General features: G+C 63.1%; 24 protein-coding genes. 15 read left to right on the top strand and 9 right to left on the bottom strand.

From position 1 onward, the window contains the following. Positions 1-78 precede the first annotated feature (78 nt). From ABMA32_RS00570 to ABMA32_RS00540, 7 genes are all read left to right on the top strand, one after another. Positions 79-732, top strand: a complete 654-nt coding sequence (locus ABMA32_RS00570) for a TetR/AcrR family transcriptional regulator (RefSeq protein WP_349011794.1) — start codon at positions 79-81, stop codon at positions 730-732. 365 nt (positions 733-1,097) lie between these two features. After that, entirely contained in the window at positions 1,098-2,411 is a 1,314-nt protein-coding gene (locus ABMA32_RS00565; RefSeq protein WP_349011793.1) for an ABC transporter substrate-binding protein, read from the top strand. 88 nt (positions 2,412-2,499) lie between these two features. After that, a complete protein-coding gene (locus ABMA32_RS00560; protein WP_349011792.1) occupies positions 2,500-3,405 on the top strand; it encodes a carbohydrate ABC transporter permease in 906 nt (301 codons plus the stop codon). Between the two features lie 59 nt (positions 3,406-3,464). After that, positions 3,465-4,424, top strand: coding sequence for a carbohydrate ABC transporter permease (locus ABMA32_RS00555; RefSeq protein WP_349011791.1), 960 nt, complete (start codon positions 3,465-3,467; stop codon positions 4,422-4,424). Next, positions 4,421-4,663 carry a hypothetical protein gene (locus ABMA32_RS00550; protein ID WP_349011790.1) on the top strand — a complete coding sequence of 81 codons (243 nt, stop codon included), beginning with the start codon at positions 4,421-4,423 and terminating at the stop codon, positions 4,661-4,663. The genes ABMA32_RS00555 and ABMA32_RS00550 overlap by 4 nt, the downstream gene beginning before the upstream one ends. Next, positions 4,660-5,763: an ABC transporter ATP-binding protein gene (locus ABMA32_RS00545; RefSeq protein ID WP_349011789.1), complete on the top strand. Its 1,104-nt coding sequence runs from the start codon at positions 4,660-4,662 to the stop codon at positions 5,761-5,763. The genes ABMA32_RS00550 and ABMA32_RS00545 overlap by 4 nt, the downstream gene beginning before the upstream one ends. Continuing rightward, the gene (locus ABMA32_RS00540; RefSeq protein WP_349011788.1) at positions 5,763-6,869 is read left to right on the top strand and encodes an ABC transporter ATP-binding protein; all 1,107 of its coding nucleotides are present in this window, start codon (positions 5,763-5,765) and stop codon (positions 6,867-6,869) included. Before ABMA32_RS00545 ends, ABMA32_RS00540 begins: the two co-directional genes overlap by 1 nt. A gap of 82 nt (positions 6,870-6,951) precedes the next feature. Here ABMA32_RS00540 and ABMA32_RS00535 read toward each other — a convergent pair whose 3' ends face one another. The 5 genes from ABMA32_RS00535 to ABMA32_RS00515 all read right to left on the bottom strand — a co-directional run bounded on the left by ABMA32_RS00535 (position 6,952) and on the right by ABMA32_RS00515 (position 12,916). Then, the gene (locus ABMA32_RS00535; RefSeq protein ID WP_349011787.1) at positions 6,952-8,049 is read right to left on the bottom strand and encodes an NADH:flavin oxidoreductase/NADH oxidase; all 1,098 of its coding nucleotides are present in this window, start codon (positions 8,047-8,049) and stop codon (positions 6,952-6,954) included. Between the two features lie 897 nt (positions 8,050-8,946). Then, entirely contained in the window at positions 8,947-9,936 is a 990-nt protein-coding gene (locus tag ABMA32_RS00530) for a hydroxyacid dehydrogenase (RefSeq protein ID WP_349011786.1), read from the bottom strand. Positions 9,937-9,978: 42 nt separating this feature from the next. Continuing rightward, positions 9,979-10,692, bottom strand: coding sequence for a FadR/GntR family transcriptional regulator (locus tag ABMA32_RS00525; RefSeq protein WP_349011785.1), 714 nt, complete (start codon positions 10,690-10,692; stop codon positions 9,979-9,981). 97 nt (positions 10,693-10,789) lie between these two features. Then, a complete protein-coding gene (locus ABMA32_RS00520; RefSeq protein ID WP_349011784.1) occupies positions 10,790-11,959 on the bottom strand; it encodes a mandelate racemase/muconate lactonizing enzyme family protein in 1,170 nt (389 codons plus the stop codon). A gap of 54 nt (positions 11,960-12,013) precedes the next feature. Next, complete coding sequence (locus tag ABMA32_RS00515) at positions 12,014-12,916, bottom strand: sugar phosphate isomerase/epimerase family protein (RefSeq protein WP_349011783.1); 903 nt, start codon at positions 12,914-12,916, stop codon at positions 12,014-12,016. Positions 12,917-13,457: 541 nt separating this feature from the next. On the opposite strand from ABMA32_RS00515, the gene ABMA32_RS00510 reads away from it, so the two are divergent. Both ABMA32_RS00510 and ABMA32_RS00505 read left to right on the top strand, forming a co-directional pair. Beyond that, positions 13,458-14,513 (top strand): sugar phosphate isomerase/epimerase family protein, encoded by a 1,056-nt coding sequence (locus ABMA32_RS00510; RefSeq protein ID WP_349011782.1) that lies wholly within the window; start codon positions 13,458-13,460, stop codon positions 14,511-14,513. Between the two features lie 119 nt (positions 14,514-14,632). Then, complete coding sequence (locus ABMA32_RS00505) at positions 14,633-15,820, top strand: Gfo/Idh/MocA family protein (RefSeq protein WP_349011781.1); 1,188 nt, start codon at positions 14,633-14,635, stop codon at positions 15,818-15,820. Positions 15,821-15,914: 94 nt separating this feature from the next. Here ABMA32_RS00505 and ABMA32_RS00500 read toward each other — a convergent pair whose 3' ends face one another. Further along, positions 15,915-16,688, bottom strand: coding sequence for an SDR family NAD(P)-dependent oxidoreductase (locus ABMA32_RS00500; RefSeq protein WP_349011780.1), 774 nt, complete (start codon positions 16,686-16,688; stop codon positions 15,915-15,917). A gap of 206 nt (positions 16,689-16,894) precedes the next feature. On the opposite strand from ABMA32_RS00500, the gene ku reads away from it, so the two are divergent. Both ku and ligD read left to right on the top strand, forming a co-directional pair. Beyond that, a complete protein-coding gene (ku, locus tag ABMA32_RS00495; RefSeq protein WP_349011779.1) occupies positions 16,895-17,791 on the top strand; it encodes a non-homologous end joining protein Ku in 897 nt (298 codons plus the stop codon). 20 nt (positions 17,792-17,811) lie between these two features. After that, entirely contained in the window at positions 17,812-20,355 is a 2,544-nt protein-coding gene (gene ligD, locus ABMA32_RS00490; RefSeq protein ID WP_349011778.1) for a DNA ligase D, read from the top strand. Positions 20,356-20,357: 2 nt separating this feature from the next. On the opposite strand, the gene ABMA32_RS00485 is transcribed toward ligD, so the two are convergent. The 3 genes from ABMA32_RS00485 to ABMA32_RS00475 form a co-directional block, all read right to left on the bottom strand. Beyond that, positions 20,358-20,600 (bottom strand): DUF2934 domain-containing protein, encoded by a 243-nt coding sequence (locus ABMA32_RS00485; protein WP_349011777.1) that lies wholly within the window; start codon positions 20,598-20,600, stop codon positions 20,358-20,360. 93 nt (positions 20,601-20,693) lie between these two features. Continuing rightward, positions 20,694-21,998, bottom strand: a complete 1,305-nt coding sequence (locus ABMA32_RS00480; RefSeq protein WP_349011776.1) for a glycosyltransferase — start codon at positions 21,996-21,998, stop codon at positions 20,694-20,696. Then, positions 21,995-22,933 (bottom strand): GntR family transcriptional regulator, encoded by a 939-nt coding sequence (locus ABMA32_RS00475; RefSeq protein WP_349011775.1) that lies wholly within the window; start codon positions 22,931-22,933, stop codon positions 21,995-21,997. Before ABMA32_RS00475 ends, ABMA32_RS00480 begins: the two co-directional genes overlap by 4 nt. 182 nt (positions 22,934-23,115) lie before the next feature. Between ABMA32_RS00475 and ABMA32_RS00470 the strand changes: the two genes are divergently transcribed. From ABMA32_RS00470 to ABMA32_RS00455, 4 genes are read left to right on the top strand one after another with little or no spacing between them, the layout of a single operon-like run. Beyond that, the gene (locus ABMA32_RS00470) at positions 23,116-24,174 is read left to right on the top strand and encodes a polyamine ABC transporter substrate-binding protein (protein ID WP_349011774.1); all 1,059 of its coding nucleotides are present in this window, start codon (positions 23,116-23,118) and stop codon (positions 24,172-24,174) included. 60 nt (positions 24,175-24,234) lie between these two features. Beyond that, entirely contained in the window at positions 24,235-25,071 is an 837-nt protein-coding gene (locus tag ABMA32_RS00465; protein ID WP_349013284.1) for an ABC transporter permease, read from the top strand. Beyond that, positions 25,071-25,865: an ABC transporter permease gene (locus ABMA32_RS00460; protein ID WP_349011773.1), complete on the top strand. Its 795-nt coding sequence runs from the start codon at positions 25,071-25,073 to the stop codon at positions 25,863-25,865. The genes ABMA32_RS00465 and ABMA32_RS00460 overlap by 1 nt, the downstream gene beginning before the upstream one ends. Further along, positions 25,862-26,932 (top strand): ABC transporter ATP-binding protein, encoded by a 1,071-nt coding sequence (locus tag ABMA32_RS00455; protein WP_349011772.1) that lies wholly within the window; start codon positions 25,862-25,864, stop codon positions 26,930-26,932. The genes ABMA32_RS00460 and ABMA32_RS00455 overlap by 4 nt, the downstream gene beginning before the upstream one ends. Positions 26,933-26,946: the final 14 nt, after the last annotated feature.

Below are 26,946 nucleotides of genomic sequence, written 5' to 3'. Positions count from 1 at the left end.
CCGTCATGGTCATCATCCCATCATCATGGGCGTTGAGCCGCCCTTGCGTCTTTTTTGAGACACGAGTATCGTATTGATATGCTGATCTCACGTCAATCAGACTCTGACATCGCGGAGGCGGATCGCACAGCGGTGACCGGGCCAAGGGCGCGGACCGGGAGGCTGATGCTGGAGACCGCCATCAGGCTGATGCAGGGCGGGGCGACGCCTTCCGTCAGCGAGGTGGCCGAGGCCGCCGGTGTATCCCGTGCGACAGCGTACCGGTATTTCCCGAGTCAGGCGGCGCTTGTAAGCGCTGTTGTCGATGAGGCGCTAGGGCCAATCCTCACCTGGACCTCCAAGGAGAACGACCCGCACCGTCGCGTCTCGGAATTGCTCAGTATCGGACTGCCGCGCATCGAAGAGTTCGAAGCGACTTTTAAAGCAGCGCTGAAGCTGTCCCTGGATCAGTGGGCGCGCGGACGCGCCGGAACGCTTGGAGCAGAACCCCAGTTCAAGCGAGGCCACCGAGCGGACCTGCTGAAAGATGTACTGATCCCTCTCGAAGGCAGGCTTCAGGAACAAAAGATCAATCGTCTGGCTCAGGCGCTTTCGTTGGTATTCGGCGTTGAGGCGCTCATTGCCCTCAAAGATATCTGGGGTCTGGATAGTCAGGAAATGCAATCTGTGGCTCAATGGACGAGTAGGGCGCTCGTTCTGGCCGCGTTGGAAGACGAGGACGTCGAAGACTAACGCGCCGACGTCAGCTCAGGCATCGGAACTGGTTCGACCAGATCGGGCTGTCTTACCTGGTTATCGATTGCTACGCAGGCATGAAATTTCCTGCATTTTTTTGCGCGCCTTGCAGAACCAAATGAAATTGAAGCGTTTTTGTGCCATCTCGCAATTCTACGTGTTTGGGCAACCGGCAAGAAAGCGCTTGACGAAACTCCGGTATTGGTAATACCAGATGAGTGCAGAGACTGGATTGGGAAGTGGTGCCTGATCCGGGTTGGGTCTGGTCGGGAGGAGCCTGAGCAGAGCCACCGGGAATAAGTAATACACTGGTCGAGGTACCGCCCGCTGTAAAGTGGTCGGTTTAATGGGAGGAAGTAAACATGCGCAGCAAATTGACCGGCATGCTTGCCGGCATCGCGATGACGCTTGCCAGCGGAACGGCGGCGTACTCGCAGGAACTGACGATCTTCTGGGCGGAGTGGGATCCGGCGAATTATCTGCAGGAACTCGCCAACATCTATGAAGCCGAGACTGGCGTTAAGGTAACGGTCGAGACGACCCCGTGGTCGGATTTCCAGACCAAGGCTTTCACCGAATTCAACGCCAAGGGCTCCGCCTACGACATGGTCGTCGGAGACTCGCAGTGGATTGGTGCTGCCTCGGAGGCCGGGCACTATGTCGACCTGACCGAGTTCTTCAACAAGCACAAGCTGAACGAGACGATGGCTCCGGCCACGGTCAAGTACTATGCCGAATATCCGTCCAACTCGGGCAAGTACTGGTCGATCCCGGCTGAAGGCGACGCTGTGGGCTGGTCCTATCGCAAGGACTGGTTCGAAGACCCCAAGGAGATGGAGGCATTCAAGGCCAAGTACGGCTATGATCTTGCGCCACCGACCACCTGGGCACAGCTGCGCGACATCGCCGAGTTCTTCCATCGTCCGGACGAGAAGCGCTACGGCATCGCGATCTATACCGACAACTCGTATGACGGCCTCGTGATGGGCGTCGAAAACGCCATCTTCTCCTATGGCGGCGAGCTCGGCGACTACGCCACCTACAAGGTCGACGGGATCATCAACTCGGAACAGAACATCAAGGCGCTCGAGATGTATCGCGAGCTCTACGGTTTCACACCTCCGGGCTGGGCAAAGGCCTTCTTCCCCGAGAACAACCAGGCCATCACCGAAGGTCTGGCGGCGATGAGCATGAACTACTTCGCCTTCTTCCCTGCTCTGGTGAACGAGGCTTCGAACCCGAATGCCAAGGGCACCGGCTTCTTCGCCAACCCGGCGGGTCCTGGTGGTGAACAGTTCGCTGCGCTCGGCGGACAGGGCATCTCCGTGATCTCCTACTCGGAGAACCAGGAGGAATCGATGAAGTTCCTCGAGTGGTTCATTAAGGACGAGACCCAGAAGAAGTGGGCCGAACTCGGTGGCTACACCGCCAACAAGGCTGTGCTAGAGAGCGAAGAGTTCCAGAACGCAACGCCCTACAACAAGGCCTTCTACGAGACCATGTTCAAGGTGAAGGACTTCTGGGCGACTCCGGAATACGCCGAGCTGCTGATCCAGATGAACCAGCGCGTTTACCCCTACGTCACGGCTGGCGAAGGGACAGCGAAGGAAGTGCTGGACAATCTGGCGGCGGACTGGAACGCCACGTTCAAGAAGTACAACCGCGTACAGCAATAGTCGCGGGTTAGATCGGAGGGGGCGGCGCCCGCCCCCTCCTTTTCTTTTTCGGCGGTCGGAAATCTAGAATACGGGGAAGGAACTGGCCTTGGCCACCGCAGTCATAGCAACGCTGGATCCGAAGTCGCGAGCAGCATCACGCGGCATGAGCGACATCTCAATCCGCAACCTATTCATCATTCCCACGATCGCTTTCCTGATCATCTTCAACATATTTCCGCTGCTTTATTCGCTCGGATATTCCTTCACCGACTTCCGCGCGTCCACCAATGCGCCGGCTAACTTCGTGGGGTTGCAGAACTACCGCGAGCTGCTCAACGACCCGTTCATCTGGACCAACTTCTCCATCACGGCGAAATACGTCATCGTTTCCGTCACCGGGCAGGTGATCGTCGGCTTCGGTGTGGCGCTGCTGCTCAACCGCGACATTCCCTTCAAGGGCCTGATCACAACGCTGCTGCTGCTGCCGATGATGCTGTCGATGGCCGTCGTCGGACTGTTCTGGAAGCTGCTTTACGATCCGTCTTTCGGCATCATCAATCACGTGCTGGGGCTTGGCACGTTCGAATGGCTGTCGAACCCCGACGTGGCGCTCTATGCCGTGGCGATTACCGACATCTGGATGTGGTCGCCCTTCGTGATGCTACTCTCGCTGGCCGGCCTTTCGGCGGTGCCGAAGCACCTCTACGAAGCCGCCGCGATTGACCGCGCCGGCTCGCTCTACACCTTCTTCCGCATCACGCTGCCACTGGTGGCGCCTATCCTGATGATCGCCATCATCTTCCGCACCATGGAGGCGTTCAAGACCTTCGACCTGGCCTACATCCTGACCAGCCAGCCCACGACCGAGGTCATATCGATCAGACTCTACAAGATGGCGTTCCAGGAGTGGCAGACAGGGAGGTCCTCGGCGCTGGCCTACATCGTTCTGATCATGATCCTGGCGATCACGAACATTTACGTGAAGTACCTCAATAAGGTGAAGGAGCGCTGAGATGGTGACGTCTCGCAGCCTATCCTTCCGCATTTGCATGAATTCGGGAGTGCTCTGACATGGCCGCCGTCAAGACACGGGCCGAGGTGGCCGGCAATCGCATCGCCATCGTGGCGGTGCTGATTATAACGCTGATCTTCCTGGCGCCGATCTACTGGATCGTCGCCACCTCGTTCAAGCCGCGTAACCTGTCCACGACGATTCCCCCGACGATCGTCTTCACGCCGGAGATATCCCCCTTCGTAAAGCTGTTCACGAAGCGCTCCCAACTGCGCGAGCAGCCGACGCAGGAGCAACTCGACGCCGCGCCCTGGTGGGAACGCATCGTCCTGGAGGGCGGCGAGAAGGTCGTGCGCGACGGCAAGGGCAATGTCCAGTGGTCGGCCTACCCGAACCGCTTCATGAACTCACTGATCATAGCGATCACGTCCACTGTGCTGGCCGTGGGCATGGGAACGATCACGGCCTACGGATTCTCGCGCTTCAAGGTGAAGGGGGAGGCGGACCTGCTCTTCTTCATCCTGTCGACCAGAATGCTGCCGCCGGTGGTGGTGGCGATTCCGATGTTCCTGATGTACCGGGCGGTCGGGCTGAACGATACGCACTGGGGCTTGATCCTGCTCTACACCGCCTTCAACCTTTCGTTTGCGGTGTGGCTGATGAAGGGCTTCATCGACGAGATTCCGAAGGAGTATGAGGAAGCGGCCCTTGTCGACGGCTACACCCGCATGCAGGCTTTCTTCAAGATCGTCATCCCTGAAGCCGCTACGGGCATCGCTGCCACTGCCGTATTCTGCTTCATCACGGCCTGGAACGAGTATGCGTTCGCTCTGATCATGACCAACCGTCGGGCGCAGACCGCGCCGCCCTTCATTCCCAGCCAGGTCGGTTCCGGCCTGCCCGACTGGACCGTGATCGCCGCTGGTACCTTCCTGTTCCTGCTGCCGGTCGCGATCTTCACCTTCCTGCTCAGGAACCATCTCCTGCGCGGCATGAGCTTCGGAGCGATCCGCAAATGATTGGCAGCGCCAAGCTTCAACGCATTGCCGAAATCGTCATGGTGCTGGGTATCATCGCGCTCTGCCAGCCCTGGAATATGTTCCTGCACCGCTACGGCGTGACGATCATTCTGCTCGGGTTGATCACCTTCATGCTCACCGGTTGGTTCGGAAAGCCGGCGGAGGACAAGGAGAAAACCGACGGCGTCTTCGATGTCTCCGATCATCACGATGGTACCGTGCACGGAGGCAGGTCATGACACAGATAGAACTTGCCGGCGTCCAGAAATGGTTCGGCGCCGTCCAGGTCATCAAGGACCTGAATCTCAAGATCGAGGACAACGAGTTTATCGTGCTGCTCGGCCAGTCCGGCTGCGGCAAGACGACGACGCTGCGTGCGGTGGCGGGGCTCGAGACGATCGACGAAGGCGACATCCTGATCGATGGGAAGGCCGTCCAGCATCTCAAGGCTGCGGACCGCGATATCGCGATGGTGTTCCAGTCCTTTTCGCTTTACCCGCACATGACGGTCTACGAGAACATCGCGTTTCCGCTGCGAGCGACGCGCATGAACCGCGCCGACACGGACAAGGCCGTGCGTGAAGTGGCCAAGGTGTTGCGGATCACCGATCTGCTGGATCGCAGGCCGTCGGCGCTGTCGGGCGGCGACATGCAGCGCGTCGCGATCGGCCGGGCCTTGGTCCGGCGTCCCAAAGCTATGCTGATGGACGAGCCGATCGGCGCGCTCGACGCCAAGCTGCGCGAGGAGATGCGCGCCGAGATCAAGCGCCTGCATGTGAAGCAAGGGTCGACCACGATCTACGTTACGCACGACCAGATCGAGGCGATGAGCCTTGCCGACCGCATCGTGATTATGCACGAGGGCGTGCTGCAGCAGGTAGGCAGCCCGGAGGAAGTCTATCAGCGTCCGGCGAACCTGTTCGTTGCGCAGTTCGTCGGCTCTCCCGTCATGAACATCGCCAACGCCTCGGTTTCCGAAAGCGCCGGCAAGGCCAGCGTCACCGCCGAGGGCGCGACGCAGGGTTTCCCATTCCCGAGCGAACTGCTCGCCAAGCTCAATGGCAGCGCCGGCAAACCGCTATCGCTCGGCATTCGTCCGGAGGGGGTTATCGTTGCGCACGAGGCGGCAGACGGCTTCGTGCCTGCCGTTGCCCATATCATCGAGCCGCTTGGCTCGTACGATATCGTCGACCTGAAGTTCGGCGAACAGATGCTGCGCGCCCGTACGCGATCCGGTTTCGTCGCCGGCCCGGGCGCGCAGGTCTTTGCACGCCTCGATCCGACCCAGACCCACTTCTTCGACACGGCGAGCGGACAGTCGCTCGGAGTGAGACTCTGATGGCCCACATCCAGCTCAAAAACGTCACCAAGACATTCGGCTCGCATACGGCGCTGAAGAACCTCGACCTCGACATCGCCGATGGCGAGTTCTTCGTCCTGCTCGGGGAGACGGGCGCCGGCAAGACCACCACGCTGAGGATCATCGCCGGCCTCGAGAAGCCGACCTCGGGCGAGGTGTATATCGACGGCGTGGACGTTGCCGATTGGGGCGCGGCGGAGCGCGACGTGGCGCTGGTGCTGCAGCAATATTCGCTCTATCCGCGATACACGGTGCGCGAAAACCTCGAGTTTCCGTTGAAGTCGAAGCTGCGCCGCGTGCCCGACGCCGAGATCAAGGAACGCGTCGACCGCGTCGCCAACACACTGCGCATCACGCATCTTCTGGATCGCAAGACCGATCGTCTGTCCGGCGGCGAGATGCAGCGCGTCTCCATCGGTCGTGCGATCGTGCGCAAGCCGCGCGTGTTCCTGATGGACGAGCCGCTCTCCGCTCTCGACGCCAAGCTGCGCGAGGCGCTGAGAACAGAGCTCAAGAACATCCAGATGAACCTCGGCCAGACCTTCCTGTTCGTGACCCACGACCAGATCGAGGCGATGTCGATGGGCGACAAGATCGGCGTCCTCAACCATGGCCGTCTGGTCCAGACAGGCACGCCGTCGGACATCTACAACAACCCGAGGAACACCTTTGTCGCGCGCGCGGTCGGGTCTCCGCCGATGAACCTTCTTCACGGCAAGCTCGTCTCCGGTCGCGCGATCCTCGATCCCATCGATCTCGACCTGCCTTACAACGGCGTACTGGTGTCTTCGGGCGCGGCGACTGCCGACGGCGGGACGACCGACGGACGTCCCCTGACCTTCGGCATCCGGCCGGAAGATATAGTGGTCGAATCCGGCGCAGCGCACGAGGCACGCGTCCATGACGTCGAGAATCACGGCGTCGCGAAGATCCTGACGCTCCGCGTTGCCGACATCACCTTCCACGCAACGGTCTCCGCGCAGACCAAGTTGTCGATCGACGAAGACATCCGCTTCTCGTGGAATCCCCAAAAGGTCGTTGTCTTCGACAAGCAGACCGGAAAGTCGCTGCAGTATCACGGCTGACACGTCGGACTGATCTGGCGTCCGTGGAGACCGGCAACAGCTTCGCCGGTTTCCCGATCTACCGTTCCAGAGATTTCGGCGACTAGGCTTTCACCCAGCGCTTATGGAGATCTGTTGAGCGCAGGAACTGCGGTGCGGTCTTGATCTCGTGGCCCAGCGCGGCGGCGGCCCGCCATGGCCAGCGCGGGTCGGCGAGGATCGCCCGTGCCAGTGCCACCATGTCGGCCTTTCCTTCCGCGATGATCGCCTCTGCCTGCGCCGGGTCGGTGATGATACCGACAGCCCGCACGGGGATGCCGACAGCCTTCCTCACGGCCTCGGCGAGGTGAACCTGGTAGCCGGGTCCGGTCGGGATTTTCTGCAGCGGTGAATTGCCGCCGCTCGAGCAACAGATGTAGGAAGCGCCCGCATCTTCCAGCGCCTGGGCTACCCTAACGCCTTCCTCCACGGGAAGGCCGCCATCGACCCAGTCGGTGACGGAAATGCGCGCGCCCAGCATCAGGCCGGGCACTTCACCGCGAATGGCCTTTGCGACCTCGACAGCAAGGCGCACCCGGTTCTCGAAGGAGCCGCCCCATTTGTCGGTGCGCTTGTTCGACAGGGGGGAAATGAACTGGTGCAGCAGATAACCGTGGGCGGAGTGCAGTTCGATGAAATCGAAACCGGCGCGGGCGGCGCGATGCGCGGCGCTGACGAAGTGGCCGATCAGCGCATCGATCTCGGCTTCGGTCAGCGCATGCGGCGTGTGCCAGCCGTCATCGAAGGGCACGGCAGATGCCGATACTGTCTGCCAGGGATCCTGGCCTGGCTTCAGCGGTCCGCCGCCCTCCCAGGGCCGATGGCATGATGCCTTGCGGCCGGCATGCGCGAGCTGGACGCCGAAGATCGTCCCGTGCTGGGCGACCCGTCGCGCCGCATCGAGAGTTCCTTTCGCTGCGGCCTCGTTATGATCGGAATAGAGGCCGAGGCAGCCATGCGATATGCGGCCGCGCCGCTCGACGTCGGTCATCTCCAGCGTGACCATGCCGCTGCCGGACAGGGCGTAGGTCATCCATTGCTGGAGATGCCAGTCCGTCGCGGAACCGTCATCGGCGGAATACTGGCACATGGGCGCAATGGCGATCCGATTGGGCACTTCGAGATGTCCGATCCGGATCGGCGAAAAGAGATGGTCTGTCATGAGAACTCCTGGGAAGGTGTCCGTAGTTAAATCCTGAAACAGAGGCATGCAAGCATACCTGCGTATGGAGGGCTCAACTGCCAGAACGGGTTCCGGAACTCATGACGCCTACCGGTCAAACCTCGACCGCAACGCAGCATTTGCCATAGCCGAGCTCGCACTTTCCCCTCGCCACGCCCTGCTTTCGCAGTCTGGCCTTTTTCAAAGAGCGCTCTTCGCCGCCGGGAAGAGAAGTCGGGAAGCGGGGCACGGGGCCTTGCCTCTCATATTGTTAGTAACGTGGCCGGTCTCCCGCACCCCGCCGGTGTTCTTGCCCCGAGGGAGGACACGGCCGTTGCCGCTGGTCTCCCTCGAGGCCCGGACCTGGGGGTTCATCACCCAGCCAACGCGACCGCAGCGTTGACCGATCCGGCACCGCCGCCCTCCCTGATACCCGGTGCGCACCAGGTTCCCGTGAGGGCGATGGGGTGAGTATGCCTGAGGCGGGAACGGCGTGAATCCAGTTGCGAAGGAAAAATCGAAAAGCGCGCGATTTCAGTTGTTTGTATTTCCAGTTGCGAAAAACTATTCACGTCCCCGGACACCGATCCCTGCTGATTGCCCGTTCCGTCGCAATTTCGCCAGGCCGGGGAGAACAGCGCCCCCCTCTGTCCGCCGGATATCAGCTGGTCGTGATGGCGGTGGGCTCCAATACCATATGTTGCCGGCTCATCCAGTCGTCATTCCGGGCCGCGTAGCGGGACCCGGACTTCAGAGCGCGGACACTTGTGAAACGCGCTACCCTAAAGGGACTCTACGGAACAGGGCGGCGGCACTGCTCGGCGCTCGCATCTCGAACACTGCCCACCGCCCTCCTGGTCGGGAAGAGACAATCCCGCCGCGCCCTCGGCGCGGCGCTTAGCTCGGAAAACGGCGGCGGTAGTGATTGATCACTTCCGGGTTGCGAAGGTTTATCGGGAGGTCGCCGGCCAGCACGCGCAGTGTTTCCTCCGCGGCACCGATGCCCATGCGCATCATGCTCTCTTCCGTGATGCCGGCCATGTGCGGCGTGACGATCACATTGTCGAAACCGAAATAGGGATGATCGGCGGGGAGCGGCTGGGTGACGAAGACATCGAGCGCCGCGCCACCGACGTGGCCTGACGACAGGGCGTCGATCAGGGCTTCGTCATCAACCACCGGCCCACGCGACACGTTGATCAACAGCCCGCCTGGCTTCATGCGGGCAATGCGTTCGCGGTTGATCAGTCCCGTCGTCTCCGGCGTGAGAGGGCAGCAAAGCACGACGATGTCGCTTTCGGTGACCAGCCCGTCGAGCGAGGCGAAGCGGACATAAGCGGGCAAATCCTTCGCGCTTCGGCTGTTCACGATAACGTCGAGGCCAAAGCCATTCGCGGCCATGGCGGCGACGTTGCGGCCGACCGCACCGAAGCCGATGATGCCCATCGTCCGGCCGGACAAATCGTTGCCGTCGTTGGCGTGGTCGCGTCCGGCGAGCCAGCCCTTTTGCCTGAGATCGCGGTCGACGCGGCGGAATTTTCGGAGCAGCGCCATCGACGTCCAGAGTACATGCTCGGCGACGGTACGGGCGTTCGCTCCGGGCACGTTGGCGACGAGCACGCCTGCTTTCGTTGCAGCGTCGATCGGGATCATGTCTAGGCCTGCGCCATGGCGGATCGCGGCGCGCAGCTTCGGCGCGCGCTCGAACAGGACGGGCGGCAGGTTGGCACGGACGATGACGATGTCGGCGTCGCGTGCCTCATCGGCAAGGGTGACAGGATCGACAGCGGAAGCGATGACGAGATCGCCATGGCCCGCCAGCATAGCGGTCGGCCGCGGGTGTAGCGGATGAGTTGAGAAGATCATCGGCGTGTCCCGCTGGGGCATGATCTAGTCCGATAACCGGCGACCACTTGTCGGGATCATGCCTCAGACCTGCTCCAGCGTCTTGCCGGCTTCCTGCGGGCCGCCCTGGATGAGACCCTTCCAGTAGCTTTCGACGCCTTGGAGATGCGCGCTCATGAGCGCCTGGGCGAGATTGCCGTCACGCTTGAGCAGCGCGTCGTAGATCTGGATGTGTTCGGCATGCGACCTGCGGCCGCGCTCGGGGTCCTGGAAATAGATCGGCAGGCGCTGCTCGCCCATGACGTAGTAGACGCTGCAGACGCGGTGGAAGACGCTGTTTTTGGTGGCGCGCACGATTTCGAGATGAAAGTCGCGGTCTTCCTTGGCGATACCCTCGCCGGCGGCAAGGCGAAGTTCGGACTCGTGCAGGATCTCGCGCAGGCGTTCGTAATTCTCTTCCGTCGCTCTGCTGCATGCGAGCTCGGCGGCCTTGATCTCGTGGATCTTGCGCAGCTCGACCGTCTCGTAGATCTGGACCGGATCGAGCGGAACGCCCGCCTTGGCGAACAGCGCCATGGCGTCGACGCTCGCCTGCCTTGTGGTCAGGTAGATACCGGATTTGGCCCGCCGCTCGACGATCCGCATGGCCTCGAGGATGGCCAGCGCCTCGCGGATCTGGCCGCGACTGACCGAAAAATGGTCAGCGAGCTCCCGCTCGGACGGCGTGCGCCCGGTCTCTCCGTTGGAGGCGGAGAACAGGTAGGCGGCGAGTTCCGCCAGCAGGTTGTTTTCCTTCATGATCAGGTCCTGACCCTGGAGCGGACCGGCACCGCTGCCGCCCGCCATACTCTATTTGTGCACCTGCGAATCCAGTCAGGCCGCGTCCGGAGCACTCCTAGACGGCCTGCACGTGCGCCTCCAGAAATTTCTCTGAGATGGTGAAGCCGAGGCCTGGCTTCTCCGGAATAGCAACTAGGCCGTCGCTGACCTCGATGTTGTCCTCGACGAGGTCGTGGATCATCGGGTTGGCGCCCAGCGAATATTCCACGGTGAAGCTGGCCGGCGAGGCTGCGCAGATGTGCAGACCCGCAAAGAAGCAAGGCGCTCCGGCCCACAGATGCGGCGCGAGCCTCAGGTTAAAGGCGCTGGCGATGGTGCCGATCTTCATGGCCTCCGAGATGCCGCCGCAGAAGGCGGGATCGGGCTGGAAAATGTCGGCGGCCTTGAGCATGGCGAGATCGCGGAAGGCGTAGCGCGTCGCCTCGCTCTCGCCAGCCGAGATCGGCACGTTGGCGGCGGCGCGCACCTCGGCCATGCCGGGCTTATCGTCGGCGATGACCGGTTCCTCGAACCAGGCGAGGTTACAATCCTCGACCATATGCATGAAGCGCCGGGCGTCGGCGACCGTGTAGGTGCCGTGCGCGTCGACAGCCAGCTCCACGTCGGGACCAATCGCCTCCCGGGCGGCACGCACGCGGGCGGCCGAGATGTGTGGCGCGCCGTCCATGGCGCCGACCCGCATCTTGAGCGCCTTGAAGCCCCCCTTCTCGATGTAGGATTTGAGCTGCTCGCCGACCTTGTCGGCGGATGCCCAGCCGCCAGATGCGTATGCCGGCATGCGGTCGAGCTTGCGCCCGCCCAGCAATTGCCAGACGGGCAGGTTCAGCGACTTGCCGAGGATATCCCACAGTGCGATGTCGACCGCGCTGATGGCGGCGACGGTGAGACCGCGCCGCGACATCTGCGGCATCGCGTGGCCCTCCTTGACGGCGAGGCCGGAGCGAACGCCGTTGTAGAGCATCTCCCAGATGATACCGATGTCGCCGGCGTTCAGGCCGATCAGTTGCGGGCCGATCTCGCGGTTGAGCATGTGGACGAGGGCGCCGTAGTCACCGGCTGAGCCGGCGGCGTTCTTGCCCTCGCCCCAGCCGACGACCCCGTCGTCGGTCTCGATGCGCAGGATGGCGGCGTCGAAGGTCTGCACCTGACCGAAGTCGCTTCGGTGCTGCCTGCTCGCCTCGATGGGAATGCGGACCCACCAGGCCTTGACGCTCTTGATGCGCATGGTTCTCCTTGCCCCCGACGGTCGCTGCGGACCGGTCCTATAAGCTCACGGCGATCAGGCCGGCATCTTCTTGCCAATCAGCGGCAGGATCGTCTCTGCGGTGATGCGCATCTGGTCGGTGTAGAACTTTTCCGCCAGCACGCTCGAGCCGTGATCCTGGATGAACTTCAACTGCTCGGGCGAGATGTCGACCGGATTGCGCTCGACCATGTCCGGATAACGATTAGCCGGCGTACGATCGACCGGCGCGACGAACTCGTTGGTGAGCGCGCCCTGATAGCCGACGTCCCTGAGAATGCCGACGATCTTCGGCCAGTCGAAGGTGCCGACACCCGCCGCGAAGCGGTTGTTGTCCGCAACGTGGAAGTCGAACAACCGCTTGCCGGCCTTGCGGATCGCTTCCTCGACGTCGAACTCCTCCATGTGGAGATGGTAGGCATCGAGGCAAACACCGCATTCCGGGCTGACGGCATCGGCGAGCGCCAGCGCCTGTTCGCCGCGGTTGAAGATGTAGGTCTCGAAGCGGTTGAGCGGTTCGATCGCGATCTTCACGCCGACTTTCTTCGCGTGAGTGAAGCATTCGCGGGTGGCGTCGACCAGCCACGCCCACTCCTCCTCCGCCGTGCCGTCGGGCACGACCTTGCCGACGGTGCCGGGGACGAGCGTTATGATCTCGCCGTCGAGCTCGCCCACCATGGTGAGCACGTCCTTGACGTATTGCACGGAGCGCTCACGCTGGCCTTGATCCCTGGCGGCGAGGTTGCGCTCGCCCAGCATCAGCGTCACCGCGCCCCAGCAGCGGATGCCATACTCCTTGAGCAGAGCGCGCGTCTGCGGGACCTTGTAGACTTCCGGCTCGCCGGAGATCTCGATGGATTCGTAGCCGAACTTCTTGATGCGCTTGAGCGTAACCTCCAGCGGCTCCGCCCGCATCCAGTTGTGCGTTGAAAGGTGCATGCTGTTTCTCTCCCGAATTCATTGCCGCGGTTTGCGCGGGCGTTATTGCTGCTTTGCCCTCTCATGGGAACCGGCTTGTGCCATCAGTGCAATCTGGTTCGACCAATTCGGGTTTATTCGACCTCTATAATAAAAAAAATGGCGCGGCAAGTCGACCACGGCCAATTACGTCGATATGACGTAAGTGGTTGAACATGTTTGAATTATTACGGGCCCCGAAATTTTCGGTCCGCTGTGCGGCTTTCGCGGCGTCGCTTGACCTGTCATGCAAATTTGGTAATACCAGATTGGGCGGCGAACACGATGGGCCGTGAGTTTATGGGTGGCCTTGTCATCGTGGGGTAAAGGCTGATGGCCGGCGGTCCGGGGGTGGTGCTGCCGGCCATTGCGCCTGACTGCCGAGGGCAGGCGATCGACCTACGGCTCCGCAAGCCGGCGGTCGCGTGAGGGCGTTTCCGAAAGGCCGTTCCCCTTTCAGGGATGATGCTTTTAGAATGAAGGTCGATGCTGGCCGCGACGGCCAGAACGAGGGAGGATTTTCGTGCCTAAGACAATGAAGGGTCCCGCAATATTCCTGGCGCAGTTCGCGGGCGACGCCGCGCCGTTCAACTCGCTGCCGGCGATCACGAAATGGGCGGCCGGCCTCGGCTACAAGGGCGTGCAGATCCCGACCTGGGACGGACGGCTGTTCGACCTGAAGAAGGCGGCAAGCTCGAAGACCTATTGCGACGAGGTGAAGGGCATCTGCGCCGACGCCGGCGTCGAGATCACCGAACTGTCGACGCATCTGCAGGGGCAGCTCGTCGCGGTGAACCCGGCCTATGACAGCCAGTTCGACGGCTTCGCGCCGGCCTCGGTGCACAACAATCCCAAGGCGCGGCAGAAATGGGCCGTCGAGCAGATGAAGTTCGGCGCCAAGGCGTCGCGCAATCTCGGGCTCAATGCTTCCGTCACCTTCTCCGGCGCGCTGGCGTTTCCTTATCTCTACCCGTGGCCGCAGCGGCCCGCCGGGCTGATCGAGGAGGCTTTCGCCGAACTCGGCAAGCGCTGGAAGCCGATCCTTGATGCGTATGACGATGTCGGCGTCGATGTCGGCTACGAGATCCATCCAGGCGAGGATATCTTCGACGGCGCGACCTTCGAGATGTTCCTCGATGCGGTCGGCGGGCATAGCCGCGCAAACATCAACTACGATCCGTCGCACTTCCTGCTGCAGCAGCTCGACTACCTGCAGTTTATTGACATCTATCACGAGCGCATCAAGGCGTTCCACGTGAAGGACGCCGAGTTCAACCCGGACGGCCGTCAGGGCGTCTATTCCGGCTACCAGAGCTGGGTGAACCGCGCCGGCCGCTTCCGTTCGCTCGGCGACGGGCAGGTCGATTTCAGCGGCATCTTCTCCAAGCTCGCGCAGTATGACTACGACTCTTGGGCCGTGCTCGAATGGGAGTGCTGCCTGAAGCATCCCGAGGATGGCGCGGCCGAGGGTGCGCCGTTCATCGCCAGCCACATCATCCGCGTCACCGAGAAGGCGTTCGACGATTTCGCCGGCGGCTCGACGGACAAGAAGCTGCTCCGGCAGATGATGGGGATCTGAGGCCGGCTCCGCGTTTGGTTCTCGCGATTGCCGGAAAAATGGTGCTTGCAAAAACAGGTTGGAATCCGCTCCGGTGACGGTGCGGATTTCGATCGTTAACAGGGAACGAGGAGTAACGGATGGTCAGCGGCAGGAAGGTTGAATCGGGACAGGGCCCGATCAGTTATGGAATGGTCGGCGGCGGACAAGGCGCGTTCATCGGCGCGGTGCACCGGCTGGCGGCGCGCATGGACGGCGAGTTCGAACTGGTGGCGGGCGCGCTGTCGTCCAACCCGGAACGCGCCAAGGCTTCGGCCGCCGAACTCGGGCTCGATCCGTCGCGCAGCTATGGAAGCTTTGCCGAGATGGCCAAGGCCGAGGCCCAGCGCCCGGACGGCATCGAGGCGGTGGCGATCGTGACGCCGAACAACGTGCATTTCCCCGCGGCCAAGGCATTCCTCGATGCCGGCATTCACGTGATCTGCGACAAGCCGCTGACCTCCAACCTCGCCGACGCCAAGAAGCTCGCAGCACTTGTCGAGAAGTCCGGCAAGGTTTTCGTCCTCACGCACAACTACACTGCCTATCCGATGGTGCGGCAGGCGCGCGACATGGTGGCGAAGGGCGTGCTCGGCGACATCCGCGTCGTGCAGGCCGAATACCCGCAGGACTGGCTGACGGAGGACGCTGCTGCTGCCGGTTCGAAGCAGGCGCTGTGGCGCACCGACCCCAAGCAGTCGGGTGTCGGCGGCGCGTCGGGCGACATCGGCACGCATGCCTACAACCTTGCGCGCTTCGTCTCTGGGCTGGAACTCGCGGAACTGTCGGCGGACCTGGATGCCTTCGTGCCGGGCCGGCTGGTGGACGACAATCTGAACGTGCTGCTGCGGTTCAAAGCGGTCGGCAAGACCCCTGCGGCGAAGGGCATGATCTGGGCGAGCCAGGTCGCACCGGGCCACGAGAACGGGCTCAAGCTGCGCGTCTATGGCACCAAGGGCGGCATCGAATGGGTGCAGGCCGACCCCAACTATCTCTGGTACACGCCGTTCGGCCAGCCGAAGCAGCTCATCACGCGCGGCGGCGCCGGTTCGACGCAGGTCGCGGCACGGCTGACGCGCGTCCCACCCGGCCATCCGGAAGGCTATCTAGAAGGCTTCGCCAACATCTACCAGGAAGCGGCCCGCGCCATCCGCGCGGCGCGCCGGAAGGGCGGCAAGCCGGGCAAGGACGTGATCTACCCGACCGTGCAGGACGGGGTGGAGGGAGTTGCCTTCGTAGAGGCCTGCGTGAAGTCGTCCAAGAAGAACGGGGCGTGGACGAAGCTTTAGGATTGGCTTGCGATCTATAGGGGGCCTGTCGAAAGGCCCCCTCTCCGTCACGCTGCGCGTGACACCTCTCCCCCGCTTCGCAGAGGCGAGGAATTCAAGCCACTGACCAACCGCCGTCGACGAGGATGTTCGCGCCAGTGATTAAAGAGGCGGCGGGGGAGGCGAGGAAGACGACGGCGCCGGCGACGTCGATGGGGTCGCCGATGCGGCCGAGGGGGATGTGGTTCAGCACCTTTTCGCGAAAGGCCGGGTCCGACAGCGCCGGCTTGGTGCCGTCGGTGTGGATGAAGGTCGGGGCGATGGAGTTGACGGTGACGCCGTGCTCGGCCCATTCGGCCGCAAGGCAGCGGGTGAGATGATTGATGGCTGCCTTCGACATGCAGTAGATCGCCTCGCCGCGCAGGGTCACGGTGCCGGCCTGCGAACTCATGTTGATTATGCGGCCCGATTTCTGTGCGATCATCAGCTTGCCCACTGTCTGGGCGGTGAAGAAGGTGCCTTTCAAATTGATGTCGACGGTATAGTCGAAATCCTCCTCGGTTACGTCCACCGCAAGGTTCATCGGGCCGATGCCGACATTGTTGACCAGCACGTCGATGCGGCCATAGCGGTCGTGCGCGGCCGAGACCGCCGAGCGCACGGTGGAAAGATCCGAGAGGTCCATGCCGACGGCAAGCGCGCGGCGGCCGAGCTTCTCGATCTCGGCGACGAGTTCCGCGCCATCCGCCGCCTTGCGGACGCCGACGACCATGTCGGCGCCGGAGCCCGCGCAGGCAAGTGCTGCGGCGCGGCCGAGACCGCGCGAGGCCCCGGTGACGAGAACGACCTTGCCGGTCAGGTCGAAGCTAGGCGTGGTCGATGCGGTCACGTATTGTTCCTCCTCATGTGATGGCGAATTCTAGAGCAAGTGCAGCCGGAATTGAAACGCCGCGTCGACGAAATGCAGGGTGTGGAACCAACGGCTGGTGGCTGCATTTGTCAGGACAGTGCGTCGACTACGGCGTGCATTCGCGCGTCCGTCTTTCCGTCCGGCGCGAGCGGACGTAAGCTAACGCGGCATGGAGTGAAGCGGTCATGGCGCCACGTCCCGTCTGGAAGGGCTATCTGAAACTCTCGCTCGTCACCTGCGCGGTGGAGCTTTCCGGCGCGACTACGGCGGCGGAAAAGGTTTCCTTCCGCACGCTGAACCGCAAGACCGGCAATGCCGTACGCCGGCAATACCTCGACCAGTCGAGCGGCAAGCCCGTCGCCAAGAAGGACGAGGTGCGCGGCTACGAGGTGGAGAAGGACGATTTCCTGCTGATCGAGGACGAGGACATCGAGAACGTCCAGATCGAATCTTCGCATACGCTGAACCTCGAGAGCTTCGTCGCCAAGGCCGATGTCGATCCGATCTATATCGAGAAACCCTACTACCTGACGCCCGGCGACAAGGTGTCGGAGGAGGCATTCGCGGTCATCCGCCAGGCGCTGGAGAACCGGAAGATGGCCGGGCTCGCGCGCATCGTGCTCTACCAGCGCGAGCGCCCCTGCCTGATCGAACCCTTCGGCAAGGGGATGCTGCTGACCACGCTGCGCTACAACGACACGATCCGTACGGCCGATGAGGCCTATGAGAAGCAGGACAAGATCAAGATCGACCCGGACCTGCTCGACCTCGCGATGCGCGTGATCGAGAAGAAGAAGGGCAAGTTCGAGCCCTCGACGTTCGAAGACCGCTACGAGAAGGCGGTGTTGGACTTCATCAAGTCGAAGAAGAAGAGCGGCAAGAAGGCGCCGATCCGCAAGGACGATGACGAGGAGCAGCCGTCCAACGTCATCAATCTTTTTGACGCGTTGAAGAAGAGCCTGGCGTCGGGCGACAAGAAGAAGCGCGACGACGGGAAAGGCGGTGATGGGGAACCTGCACCAAAGAAGCCGGCTTCGAAATCTTCCCCGGCCCGGCGACCGCCCGGCAAGGGCAAGTCTTAGGCGGATAGCGCAGCGGCCGGATGGACAAGCTCGAACCCTACCGCTCCAAGCGCAATTTCAAGCGTACGCCGGAACCGAAAGGTAGCGCCAAGGCAGCCAAAGCGGGTGCGGGTGGCGTGTTCGTCGTGCACAAGCACGATGCGCGACGCCTGCACTATGATCTGAGGCTAGAGCATGACGGCGTGCTGTGGAGCTGGGCGGTGACGCGCGGCCCGAGCCTCGACCATGCCGACAAGCGGCTCGCCGTGCATGTCGAGGATCACCCGCTCGATTATCGCAGCTTCGAGGGGATTATCCCGGAAGGCTATGGCGCCGGCACGGTGATCCTTTGGGACGAGGGGCGGTGGACGCCGGAATTCGACCCGGAATGGGGTCTGCGGAAAGGGCATCTGCGCTTCGAGCTTGCCGGCGAGAAGCTGCATGGAGTGTGGGACCTGGTGAGGCTGAAGCCTAAGCCGGGCGAGAAGCGCGACAACTGGCTGCTGATCAAGGCCGACGATGCGTTTGCGCGGCCCGGCGCTGATATTCTGGCAGACCAGCCACGCTCGGTGAAATCCGGCCGCACGGTGGAAGAGGTGAAGGAGGGCAAGCCGCCGCGCAAGAAGGCGGCTGGTAAGAAGGCTTTGGTGCAGAAGGCGGCAGCGCGCAAAAAGCGCGGGCCGATGCCGGGCTTCATCGAGCCGCAGCTGGCGACGCTCAGGACCAGTCCGCCCGAGGGCGATGCGTGGGTGCATGAGATCAAGTTCGACGGCTATCGAATCCAGGCGCATGTGTCTGGGGGCTCGGTGACGCTGTTTACGCGCAAGGGGCTCGACTGGACGCCGCGCTTCGGAATGCAGATCGCCAACTGGCTCGCCGCGCTCGACTGCGGGGACGCGGTGCTCGACGGCGAAATCGTGGTGCTGACCGACAAGGGCATCGCCTCCTTCTCGGCGCTGCAGGAGGCACTGTCTGCGGGCAGGGGCGAGCGGCTGCTCTACTATGTGTTCGACCTGCTATGGCTCGACGGCAAGGATTTGCGCGGACTACCGCTTTCCGAGCGAAAGGCGAAGCTCCAGGCACTGGTGGGAGCACCTTCGGCCAAGTCGCCGGTGCAGTTCAGCGAGGACTTTTCCGAGCCGGGTCGGACCATGCTGGCGCATGCCTGCCGCATGGGGCTTGAGGGGGTCATCTCCAAACGGGCGGACGCGCCTTACGAAAGCGGGCGCAGCCACGACTGGGTGAAGACGAAATGCACGCTGCGGCAGGAGTTCGTGATCCTCGGCTACATTCCGTCGACCGCGACCGGGCGCGGGCTGCGCTCGCTGGCGGTGGGCTATCACCGCGGTGGCAAGCTCCAGTATGGCGGGCGCGTCGGAACCGGCTTTGCGGGGATGGTGACCAACGAACTGAAGCAACGGCTGGATGCGATCCGGGTGAAGAAGCCGCCGGTTTCAGGCGAGGCAGCGAAGGACCGCGAGATCGTATGGGTGAAACCGGAACTGGTCGCCGAGATCGAGTTCCGAAGCTGGACCAGCGACGGCCTGCTGCGGCAGGCGTCGTTCCAGGGCTTGCGTGACGACAAGCCGGCGGCCGAGGTCGTCGCCGAGACGGGCGATATGGCCGAGCCGAAGGTGGAGGCCCAGGGCAAGGGGGCGACGACAGCGACGCAGGGCAAGACGCCGTTGGCGCGAAAACCTCTGGCGAAAAGGAGCAAGGCCATGTCCGTGACTCTCACCAGCCCCGACAAGCTTTTGTGGCCGCAGGGAGGCCCGGAGAAGAGGGGCCTTAGCAAGAAAGAGCTGCTCGATTATTACGAGAAGGCGTGGCCGCTGATGGAGCGCTTCGTCGTCGACCGGCCGCTCGCGCTGGTGCGTGCACCCGACGGGATCGACGGGCAGCGCTTCTTCCAGAAGCATGCGTCGAAGGGCATGCACGAGGCGATCATCCGCACGGCTGACCCGGAAGACGGCGAGGAACTGCTGTCGATCCGCGACTTCGACGGGCTGGCGGCGCTGGTGCAGTTTGGCGTGGTCGAGATCCATGTCTGGGGCTCGACGCTGGACGCCATCGATACGCCCGATCTCATCGTGTTCGACCTCGACCCTGACGAAGGCCTTGAGGCTGAGGATGTGCGCGCGGCGACGCTGGACGTCAAGGACAGGCTCGACCAGCTCGGTCTGCCGAGCTTCGTCAAGACGACGGGAGGCAAGGGATTCCATGTCGTCGTGCCGCTGAAGCCGAAGGCGGACTGGGAGACGGTGAAGACCTTTGCGCATGACTTCGCCAAGGCGATGCAGCAGTCCGATCCCGGGCGCTACACGTCGGTGCTGTCGAAGAAGGCGCGGCAGGGGCGGGTCTTCGTCGACTATTTGCGCAACGGGCGCGGGTCGACGGCTGTAGCGCCGTGGTCGTCGCGGGCGAAGGCGAACGCGACAGTGGCTGTGCCGGTTACGTTTGAGATGGTGCGTGACGGAGTGGGACCTGGCGATTTCGCAATCGGGTCGAAAGCGCTCGAGGATGCATTGAAGCTGCCGGACCCGTGGGCCGACTTCTTCAAGGCAGCAAAGCCGCTGAAACGATAGGACTACTTCTTAGCCGGTTTTGCCTTGGCGGCGGACTTCTTGGCTGGAGCAGGAGCCTTGACGGCAGCTTTCGGCTTGGGAGCGGCCTTGGCGGCGGGCTTCTTCTTCGGCACTGCGTCCGCAGCCTCGATTTCCTTGGTCGCCTGATCCCAGTGCTCTCGATCCTGTCCGTCCGGGCGCCCGAGGCTTTCCCAGATGGCGTGGGCACGTTGACGAATGCGGTCCAGCTTGTCGCTTATGCTCATGCTTGCCTCCAGTGCATCGACGCCCAATCCTAGCACAATTGTGGCGATGGCATAGGGGACTTATACCGCAGTGCAGCAAAAGTAGGAAGAATTCTAACGATCACGTTTCGCGTCAGCGCGGGTCAGTTCCAGGACAGCTTCTGCGGCGCGCGTCGCACCAGGATTGGCTGACATGCCCGCTGCGTTTTCTTTCAGCCGATTGCGCATGTTTGAATCGCCGAGCAGTGTCGACATGGCTGAGGCTAGATCCTGCGCTGTCCATGAGGCGCGATCAAGCCTGAGGCCGACGCGTGTTTCGACGGCGCGCAGGGCATTGTCGTGGCCATCCCAGCAATAGGGCATCACGAGAGAGGGGACGCCGAAATAGAGCGCCTCGCAGAAACTATTGTTGCCGCCGTGATGGATGAAGAGATCGCATTGCGCGACGACGGAAGGCTGCGGAAGCCAGCCGTCGAGATAGACATTGTCCGGCACCGCCCGATAGGCGTCGCGGAAGCCGCCGACATTGACGATGAACCGCGCGGGGAAGGTCGCAAAAACCGATATCATGCGTTCGATGAGCGCGACGTCGCTGGCGCCGAGGCTGCCGAAGCCGAGATAGACCAGCGGTCCCTCGCCGCGCGGAAATTCCGGTGGCTCGAACGGCCCTTCGTTGCGGACGCAACCTTCCAGATAGACGAATTTTTGCGCGTCGAGCGGCAAGGCACGGTCGCGCTTCACGATCCGAGGCGTAAGCAGCAGATTGAGCCATGGCGACGGTTCGAGGAATTCGCCTGAAGGCAGCGCCGACAGACCGACCGAGGCACGGAAGCGGTTGAAACGGTCATGTGCCGGAGCGATGGCGGCCAGGTAGCGCTGCTCGAAATCGGCCCGGGCGGGATCGGTGGCGGCGAGCCCCGACAGGTAGGGCGGGACATTCGCGTCGGGAATTTCGGTCTCGGCGCAGGAGACGACCCGCACCCACGGGATGTCCGAGGTCGCCAGTGCCGGAAACATGATGACATTGTCGAGCACGACGGCGTCCGGTTTCAGGCGCGCGAGAAGATTGCTCAAGCCTTGTTCCGCGTCGATCGCCGTATCGACGATCGCCTCCCATGTCGGCGCGACGTAGGTGTCGAGTTGGTCGACGGGAGGCAGATTGAAATGCGGCAGGTGGCGGCGGACGAAATCCTGCCACGTGTCGGGCCGGCCTTCTTTCCCGGATATGGGGCCGGGCGCAGGCAGGTGATGTTCAGCAAAACCGTAGTCGGCGAACAGGCCGGTGAACCCGGGATGGCAGATGAAGACGGGCCGCGCGCCGCGCTCGCGCAGAATCTGTGCGATGCCGACGCAATTCAGCGCGGCGCCGAAGCTGGCTTCGGGGAAAAGGGCGATGACGGGCGCAGCGCGAACCATCATCGACGTCTTTCGGCGGTGGCGGGAAGCACGGGCGCGCCGCGACTGGCGGCCTGTGGCCGCTGGCTGCGCGACAGCCGCAAGTGCAGGCGCATGAGGTCGGCCGCAGCCTCGAATTGTCCGGCCTCGATCTGGTCGAGAATGGCGAGGTGCTCGCGTGTCGATTGTTTCAGGCGGAAGACGTTGACGCCGTGAAGCATGCCGGGCAGGCGGCGCAACCTGAGATGATCGGCGAGCGACTGGCCGACGAAGCGGTTCGCCGCGCCGCGCGCGACCATGCCGTGGAAGGCGAGATCGAGGCGCTGGAACTCGCGGATGTCGAAGGCGGATTCTGGAGAGGCGAGCTGTGCCTCCATGCCGAGCCGCAGCGCGCTCGATTGTGTCTGGTCGGCGCGGAAGCCCGGTTGGAGCAGCGCGGCGGGTTCGAGCAGAAGGCGGTAGTCGTAGCTCTCGGCAATCGCCTCGGGCCCTTCCTGGGCGGGGCGGAATAACCAGGACTGGCCGGGAGCCTTCTCGATCCAGTTTTCAGCTTCCAGTATTTTTAGAGACTTTAGTACCGTGCGCTTGTCCTTCCTGTACCGTCGGGACAGGCCTGTCGCGGTTACAGTACCGTCGAGACGGCGGGCTGCGCGGTCGCGCAGGATGGACTCCGCAAGCCTGTCCTCATCGGCGCTGGGAAGGTCGACAGCCGCCCCAAGCGTGGCGCTGGGATCGACGGCAAGCGTGAATCCTGTCGTCTTTTCCCACGAGACCACGCCCTGCTCGGCCAGAAGGTGCATGGCGGCGCGGACCGGTGTGCGCGAGACGTTGCAAATCGTGGCGACCTGCTGCTCGGGCAGGCGGTCGCCCAGCCGGAAGCCGCCCTGGCGCACCGCGTCGAGGATGCGCTGGGCGAGATCCAGATGGTTCGAACGAGGTCGCTTGGGAACGGTCTGCATCAAAAGGGCTTCACATGACATGCCGATTATGGATTGACGTTCTTTTTGTTTCAATAATACTGTTGCGAAAAATCGGCGAAAAGCCGGGGAACAGTCTGACATACCGCGCTGGCCAATCGTCGCGCGCGGTCAGCGAACGGATTTCGATGCGTTTTTCGACACTGGGACAATGGGAGTCTGCGATGAAGAACACCACTAAACGTAGCGGCGCGCGCGCCGTCCTGCTCGGCCTGTCGCTCGCCGCGATGGCCTCGACGGCCAGCGCCGCCAACCTCGTCATCTCCAACTGGGACGGCTACATGGCGCCCGACGCCATGGACGCGTTCAAGGCGTCGACGGGCAATACCGGTGAGATCGTGAAACATGCCACCAACGAAGAGATCATGGGCAAGCTGATCGCCTCGGGCGGCAAGGGCTACGACGTGGTGTTCGTTTCCTCGCCCTTCGCGGAAGTGCTGCACAAGATGGGACTGGCAGAGACGATCGACGCCTCGAAGGTGCCGAACCTCGCCAATCTCTATCCGGAAGCGGCCGCGCTTGCCTACGATCCGGGCAACACGTTCTCGGTGCCTTACACCTGGGGCACGACCGGCCTCTGCTACCGATCCGACATCGTGACGACCGCGCCGACCTCTTGGAACGACCTCCTGAAGCCGTCGGATGCGGTGAAAGGCAAGACCACGATGCTGGCGACCGACCGCTGGCTGCTCGCGGCGGGCCAGCTGGCCGACGGGTTCTCGGTCAACGAGACCGACCCGGCGAAGATGGAGCAGGTGAAGAACACGCTGATCGACGCCAAGAAGACGCTGCTCGCCTATGACGACACGACCTTCTATTCCAAGCTGGTGTCGGGCGAGGCAGTGCTGGTGCAGGCCTGGGACGGCTGGTGCAACTACGGCATCACCGACAACAAGGACATCAAATATGTGATCCCAAAGGAAGGCTCAGACCTCTGGGTCGACACCATGGTGGTGATGAAGGCGTCGGAGAACAAGGACGCGGCCTTCCAGTTCATCAACTTCATGCTGGACGGCAAGAACCACGCCTGGGCGGCCGAGAACATCCTCTACAAGGTGCCGAACAAGGCGGCCATGGACAGCCTGCCGGCGGAGCTTGCGACCACCTATCCGAACATGGCGATGCCGGTCGGCGAGCTGACCAAGTACGAGGTGCTGCGCGATGTCGGCGAGGCGCAGCGCGAATACTCGCGCATCGTCAGCGAGATCAAGGCGGCGCAGTAATCCGCATGGTCGCCGGACGGGAGCATATCTAGCGTGACCACCTCCCGTCCAGCCTTCCTTATGGCGCCGGCGCTTCTGTGGCTTATCGGCCTCATGGTCGTGCCGTGCGGGCTGGTGCTGGCGCTCGCCTTCTTCCAGCGCGGCATCTATGGCGGCGTCGACTACAATTTCACGCTGGAGAATTTCGCAAAGGTCTTCGATCCGCTTTATGCGGGCATCTTCCTGCGGTCGGCGCGCATCGCCGGGACGGCCACGCTGATCGCCGTGGTCATCGGCTATGCGGCGGCCTATGCGATCGCGTCATGCCGGCGCTCGCTGCAGCCGGTGCTGCTGTTCTTCGCCGTGCTGCCCTTCTGGTCGAACTACCTGATCCGCACCTATGCATGGATCGTGCTGCTGAACCGCGAGGGGCTGGTGACGCAGGTGCTGCGCTGGTTCGGCTATACGGGCGAGCCGCCGTCCATGCTCTACACCGAGGGCGCTGTCATAGCCGGGCTGGTCTACAACTACCTGCCCTTCGTCATCCTCGCCTGCTACGCGCCGCTGTCGCGGCTGAACCCCGAGCTCGCCGAAGCCTCGCGCGATCTCGGCGGCTCAGCCTTGACGACCTTCCGCCGCATCATCCTGCCGCTGACCCTGCCCGGCATCGCGGCGGGCGCGGTTTTCGTCTTCGTGCTTTCGATCGGCAATTTCGTGACGCCGGCGCTGCTCGGCGGCGGGCGCTTCCAGATGATCGGCAACCTCGTCTACGACCAGTTCCTGACTGCCAATGACTGGCCCTTCGGCGCGGCGCTCGCCGCTGTCCTGATCGCCATCATGATGCTGCTCCTGCTGGTGCAGGGCTATGCGGCGGATCGCGCCTCGACGCGCACCGCGCAGGCCCGGGAGGAGACGTGATGGCGGAGCGTTCGGCAGCCGCGCGGCGCGGAGGCACGACGGTGCTCGTGCTGGTCTTCGCCTTTCTCTACATACCGATTGCCGTGCTGGTGGCGCTGTCGTTCAACGCGGGCGGGCTGCCGACCGTGTGGTCGGGTTTCTCGACGAAATGGTACGTGTCGCTGGCGTCGAACAGCGACATATTGCATGCGGCGCTGAATACGCTGATCGTCGCTGTTGCCTCGACCATCATCGCGACCGTGCTGGGTACGTTGCTGGCCATCGGCGTCGAGACGCGGCGTCGGCGCGGGACGGTGCTGGAGGCGCTGGTGTTCGCGCCGATGATCATTCCAGACATCGTGCTGGCGGTGGCGCTGCTCTCCTTCTTCTCGATGCTCAACGTGACGATGGGCCTGCACACGATCGTGATGGCGCATGTCGTGTTCAATTTGGCCTTCGTCTGCGCCGTAGTACGTGCCCGGCTGAAAAGCTTCGACTGGTCGATCACCGAGGCGTCCGCCGACCTCGGCGCGTCAGGCTTCACGACGTTCCGTCGGGTGACGCTGCCGGTCATCCTGCCGGCGGTGGTGGCGGGTGCGCTGCTCGCCTTCACGCTGTCGGTGGATGAGTTCATCATCGCCTTCTTCACGGCCGGCGCGGGGCGTTCGTCGACAACGCTGCCGATGCAGATCTATTCGATGATCCGCTTCGGCATCACGCCGGAGATCAACGCGCTGGCCACCATCGTCATGGCGGTCAGCGTCATCGCGCTCGCCATCTCGCAGAGGCTTAACAAGGGGATGGTCGGGCAATGAGCCGGGACGTGCTGGAGATCGAGGGCGTCTCGAAAAAATTCGGCCCGCTGACGGCCGTCGACGACGTGTCGCTTTCGATCCACGAGAACGAGTTCTTCGCGCTGCTTGGACCCTCGGGATGCGGCAAGACCACGCTGCTGCGCATGCTGGCCGGCTTCGAGACGCCGACGCGCGGGCGCATCCTGCTCGACGGCGCCGACGTCTCGCGCACGCCGCCGAACCGCCGGCCGGTCAATCTGATGTTCCAGTCCTATGCGCTGTTTCCGCATATGAGCGTGCGCGCCAACATTTCCTACGGGCTGGAGATGGAGGGAAGGCCGCCTGCCGAAATCCGTTCGCGCGTTGACGAGATGCTGGCGACGACGCAGCTCGGCGGGCTGGCTGATCGCAAGCCGGACCAGCTTTCGGGTGGGCAGAAGCAGCGCGTGGCGCTGGCGCGCGCGCTGATCAAGCGGCCGCGCGTGCTGTTGCTGGACGAGCCGCTCGGCGCGCTCGACAAGAAGCTGCGCGGCGACATGCAGATCGAGCTGAAGCGGCTGCAGCACGAGGTTGGCATCACCTTCATCGTGGTGACGCACGACCAGGAGGAAGCGCTTGTGCTGGCCGATCGCATGGCGGTGCTGAAGGATGGCAAGCTGCTGCAATGCGATACGCCGCATGAAGTGTACGAGCATCCGGCGGATGCGTTTGTCGCCGGTTTCATCGGCGTGATGAATTTCGCCGAGGGCGTGGCGCTAGCCGAAGGCGGCGTCAAGGCGCGTGACGGTTCGGCGATTGCGGGTTCGCTGCCGCGAGCGGTTGCGGGTGGCCAAGCTGCGGTCGCGGCGGTCCGGCCCGAGCGTATCGTGCTGTTCCCGGCCGGTGAGATTGCCAATCGAACGAGTGGAACGGTGGTGGCGCTGGCGTATCACGGGCTCGACCTGCAGCTTCACGTGCAGACGCCGTTAGCCAACAAACCCTTCCTCGTTCGCGTTACGGCGGATACGGCCGACCGCCGGCCGCTTGCCGTCGGCGATCAGGTCGAACTCGGCTGGTCGGCGGCGGACACACGCATCTTTTCGAATTGAGACCGGAGGCATCC

It is taken from the genome of Mesorhizobium quangtriensis (assembly GCF_040081925.1).
In the GTDB taxonomy this organism is placed as follows: domain Bacteria; phylum Pseudomonadota; class Alphaproteobacteria; order Rhizobiales; family Rhizobiaceae; genus Mesorhizobium_K; species Mesorhizobium_K quangtriensis.
The sequence above is the reverse complement of the archived record's forward strand: the minus strand, read 5'-3'. Positions and strand labels throughout refer to the sequence as shown.

What these genes read in the sequence shown, in the direction of transcription:
- ABMA32_RS00570 (WP_349011794.1), top strand. Translation starts at nt 79, where the DNA reads ATGCTGATCTCACGTCAATCAGACTCTGACATCGCGGAGGCGGATCGC.
- ABMA32_RS00565 (WP_349011793.1), top strand. Translation starts at nt 1,098, where the DNA reads ATGCGCAGCAAATTGACCGGCATGCTTGCCGGCATCGCGATGACGCTT.
- ABMA32_RS00555 (WP_349011791.1), top strand. Translation starts at nt 3,465, where the DNA reads ATGGCCGCCGTCAAGACACGGGCCGAGGTGGCCGGCAATCGCATCGCC.
- ABMA32_RS00550 (WP_349011790.1), top strand. Translation starts at nt 4,421, where the DNA reads ATGATTGGCAGCGCCAAGCTTCAACGCATTGCCGAAATCGTCATGGTG.
- ABMA32_RS00545 (WP_349011789.1), top strand. Translation starts at nt 4,660, where the DNA reads ATGACACAGATAGAACTTGCCGGCGTCCAGAAATGGTTCGGCGCCGTC.
- ABMA32_RS00540 (WP_349011788.1), top strand. Translation starts at nt 5,763, where the DNA reads ATGGCCCACATCCAGCTCAAAAACGTCACCAAGACATTCGGCTCGCAT.
- ABMA32_RS00535 (WP_349011787.1), bottom strand. Translation starts at nt 8,049, where the DNA reads ATGACAGACCATCTCTTTTCGCCGATCCGGATCGGACATCTCGAAGTG.
- ABMA32_RS00530 (WP_349011786.1), bottom strand. Translation starts at nt 9,936, where the DNA reads ATGCCCCAGCGGGACACGCCGATGATCTTCTCAACTCATCCGCTACAC.
- ABMA32_RS00525 (WP_349011785.1), bottom strand. Translation starts at nt 10,692, where the DNA reads ATGAAGGAAAACAACCTGCTGGCGGAACTCGCCGCCTACCTGTTCTCC.
- ABMA32_RS00520 (WP_349011784.1), bottom strand. Translation starts at nt 11,959, where the DNA reads ATGCGCATCAAGAGCGTCAAGGCCTGGTGGGTCCGCATTCCCATCGAG.
- ABMA32_RS00515 (WP_349011783.1), bottom strand. Translation starts at nt 12,916, where the DNA reads ATGCACCTTTCAACGCACAACTGGATGCGGGCGGAGCCGCTGGAGGTT.
- ABMA32_RS00505 (WP_349011781.1), top strand. Translation starts at nt 14,633, where the DNA reads ATGGTCAGCGGCAGGAAGGTTGAATCGGGACAGGGCCCGATCAGTTAT.
- ku (WP_349011779.1), top strand. Translation starts at nt 16,895, where the DNA reads ATGGCGCCACGTCCCGTCTGGAAGGGCTATCTGAAACTCTCGCTCGTC.
- ligD (WP_349011778.1), top strand. Translation starts at nt 17,812, where the DNA reads ATGGACAAGCTCGAACCCTACCGCTCCAAGCGCAATTTCAAGCGTACG.
- ABMA32_RS00485 (WP_349011777.1), bottom strand. Translation starts at nt 20,600, where the DNA reads ATGAGCATAAGCGACAAGCTGGACCGCATTCGTCAACGTGCCCACGCC.
- ABMA32_RS00480 (WP_349011776.1), bottom strand. Translation starts at nt 21,998, where the DNA reads ATGATGGTTCGCGCTGCGCCCGTCATCGCCCTTTTCCCCGAAGCCAGC.
- ABMA32_RS00475 (WP_349011775.1), bottom strand. Translation starts at nt 22,933, where the DNA reads ATGCAGACCGTTCCCAAGCGACCTCGTTCGAACCATCTGGATCTCGCC.
- ABMA32_RS00470 (WP_349011774.1), top strand. Translation starts at nt 23,116, where the DNA reads ATGAAGAACACCACTAAACGTAGCGGCGCGCGCGCCGTCCTGCTCGGC.
- ABMA32_RS00465 (WP_349013284.1), top strand. Translation starts at nt 24,235, where the DNA reads ATGGCGCCGGCGCTTCTGTGGCTTATCGGCCTCATGGTCGTGCCGTGC.
- ABMA32_RS00460 (WP_349011773.1), top strand. Translation starts at nt 25,071, where the DNA reads ATGGCGGAGCGTTCGGCAGCCGCGCGGCGCGGAGGCACGACGGTGCTC.
- ABMA32_RS00455 (WP_349011772.1), top strand. Translation starts at nt 25,862, where the DNA reads ATGAGCCGGGACGTGCTGGAGATCGAGGGCGTCTCGAAAAAATTCGGC.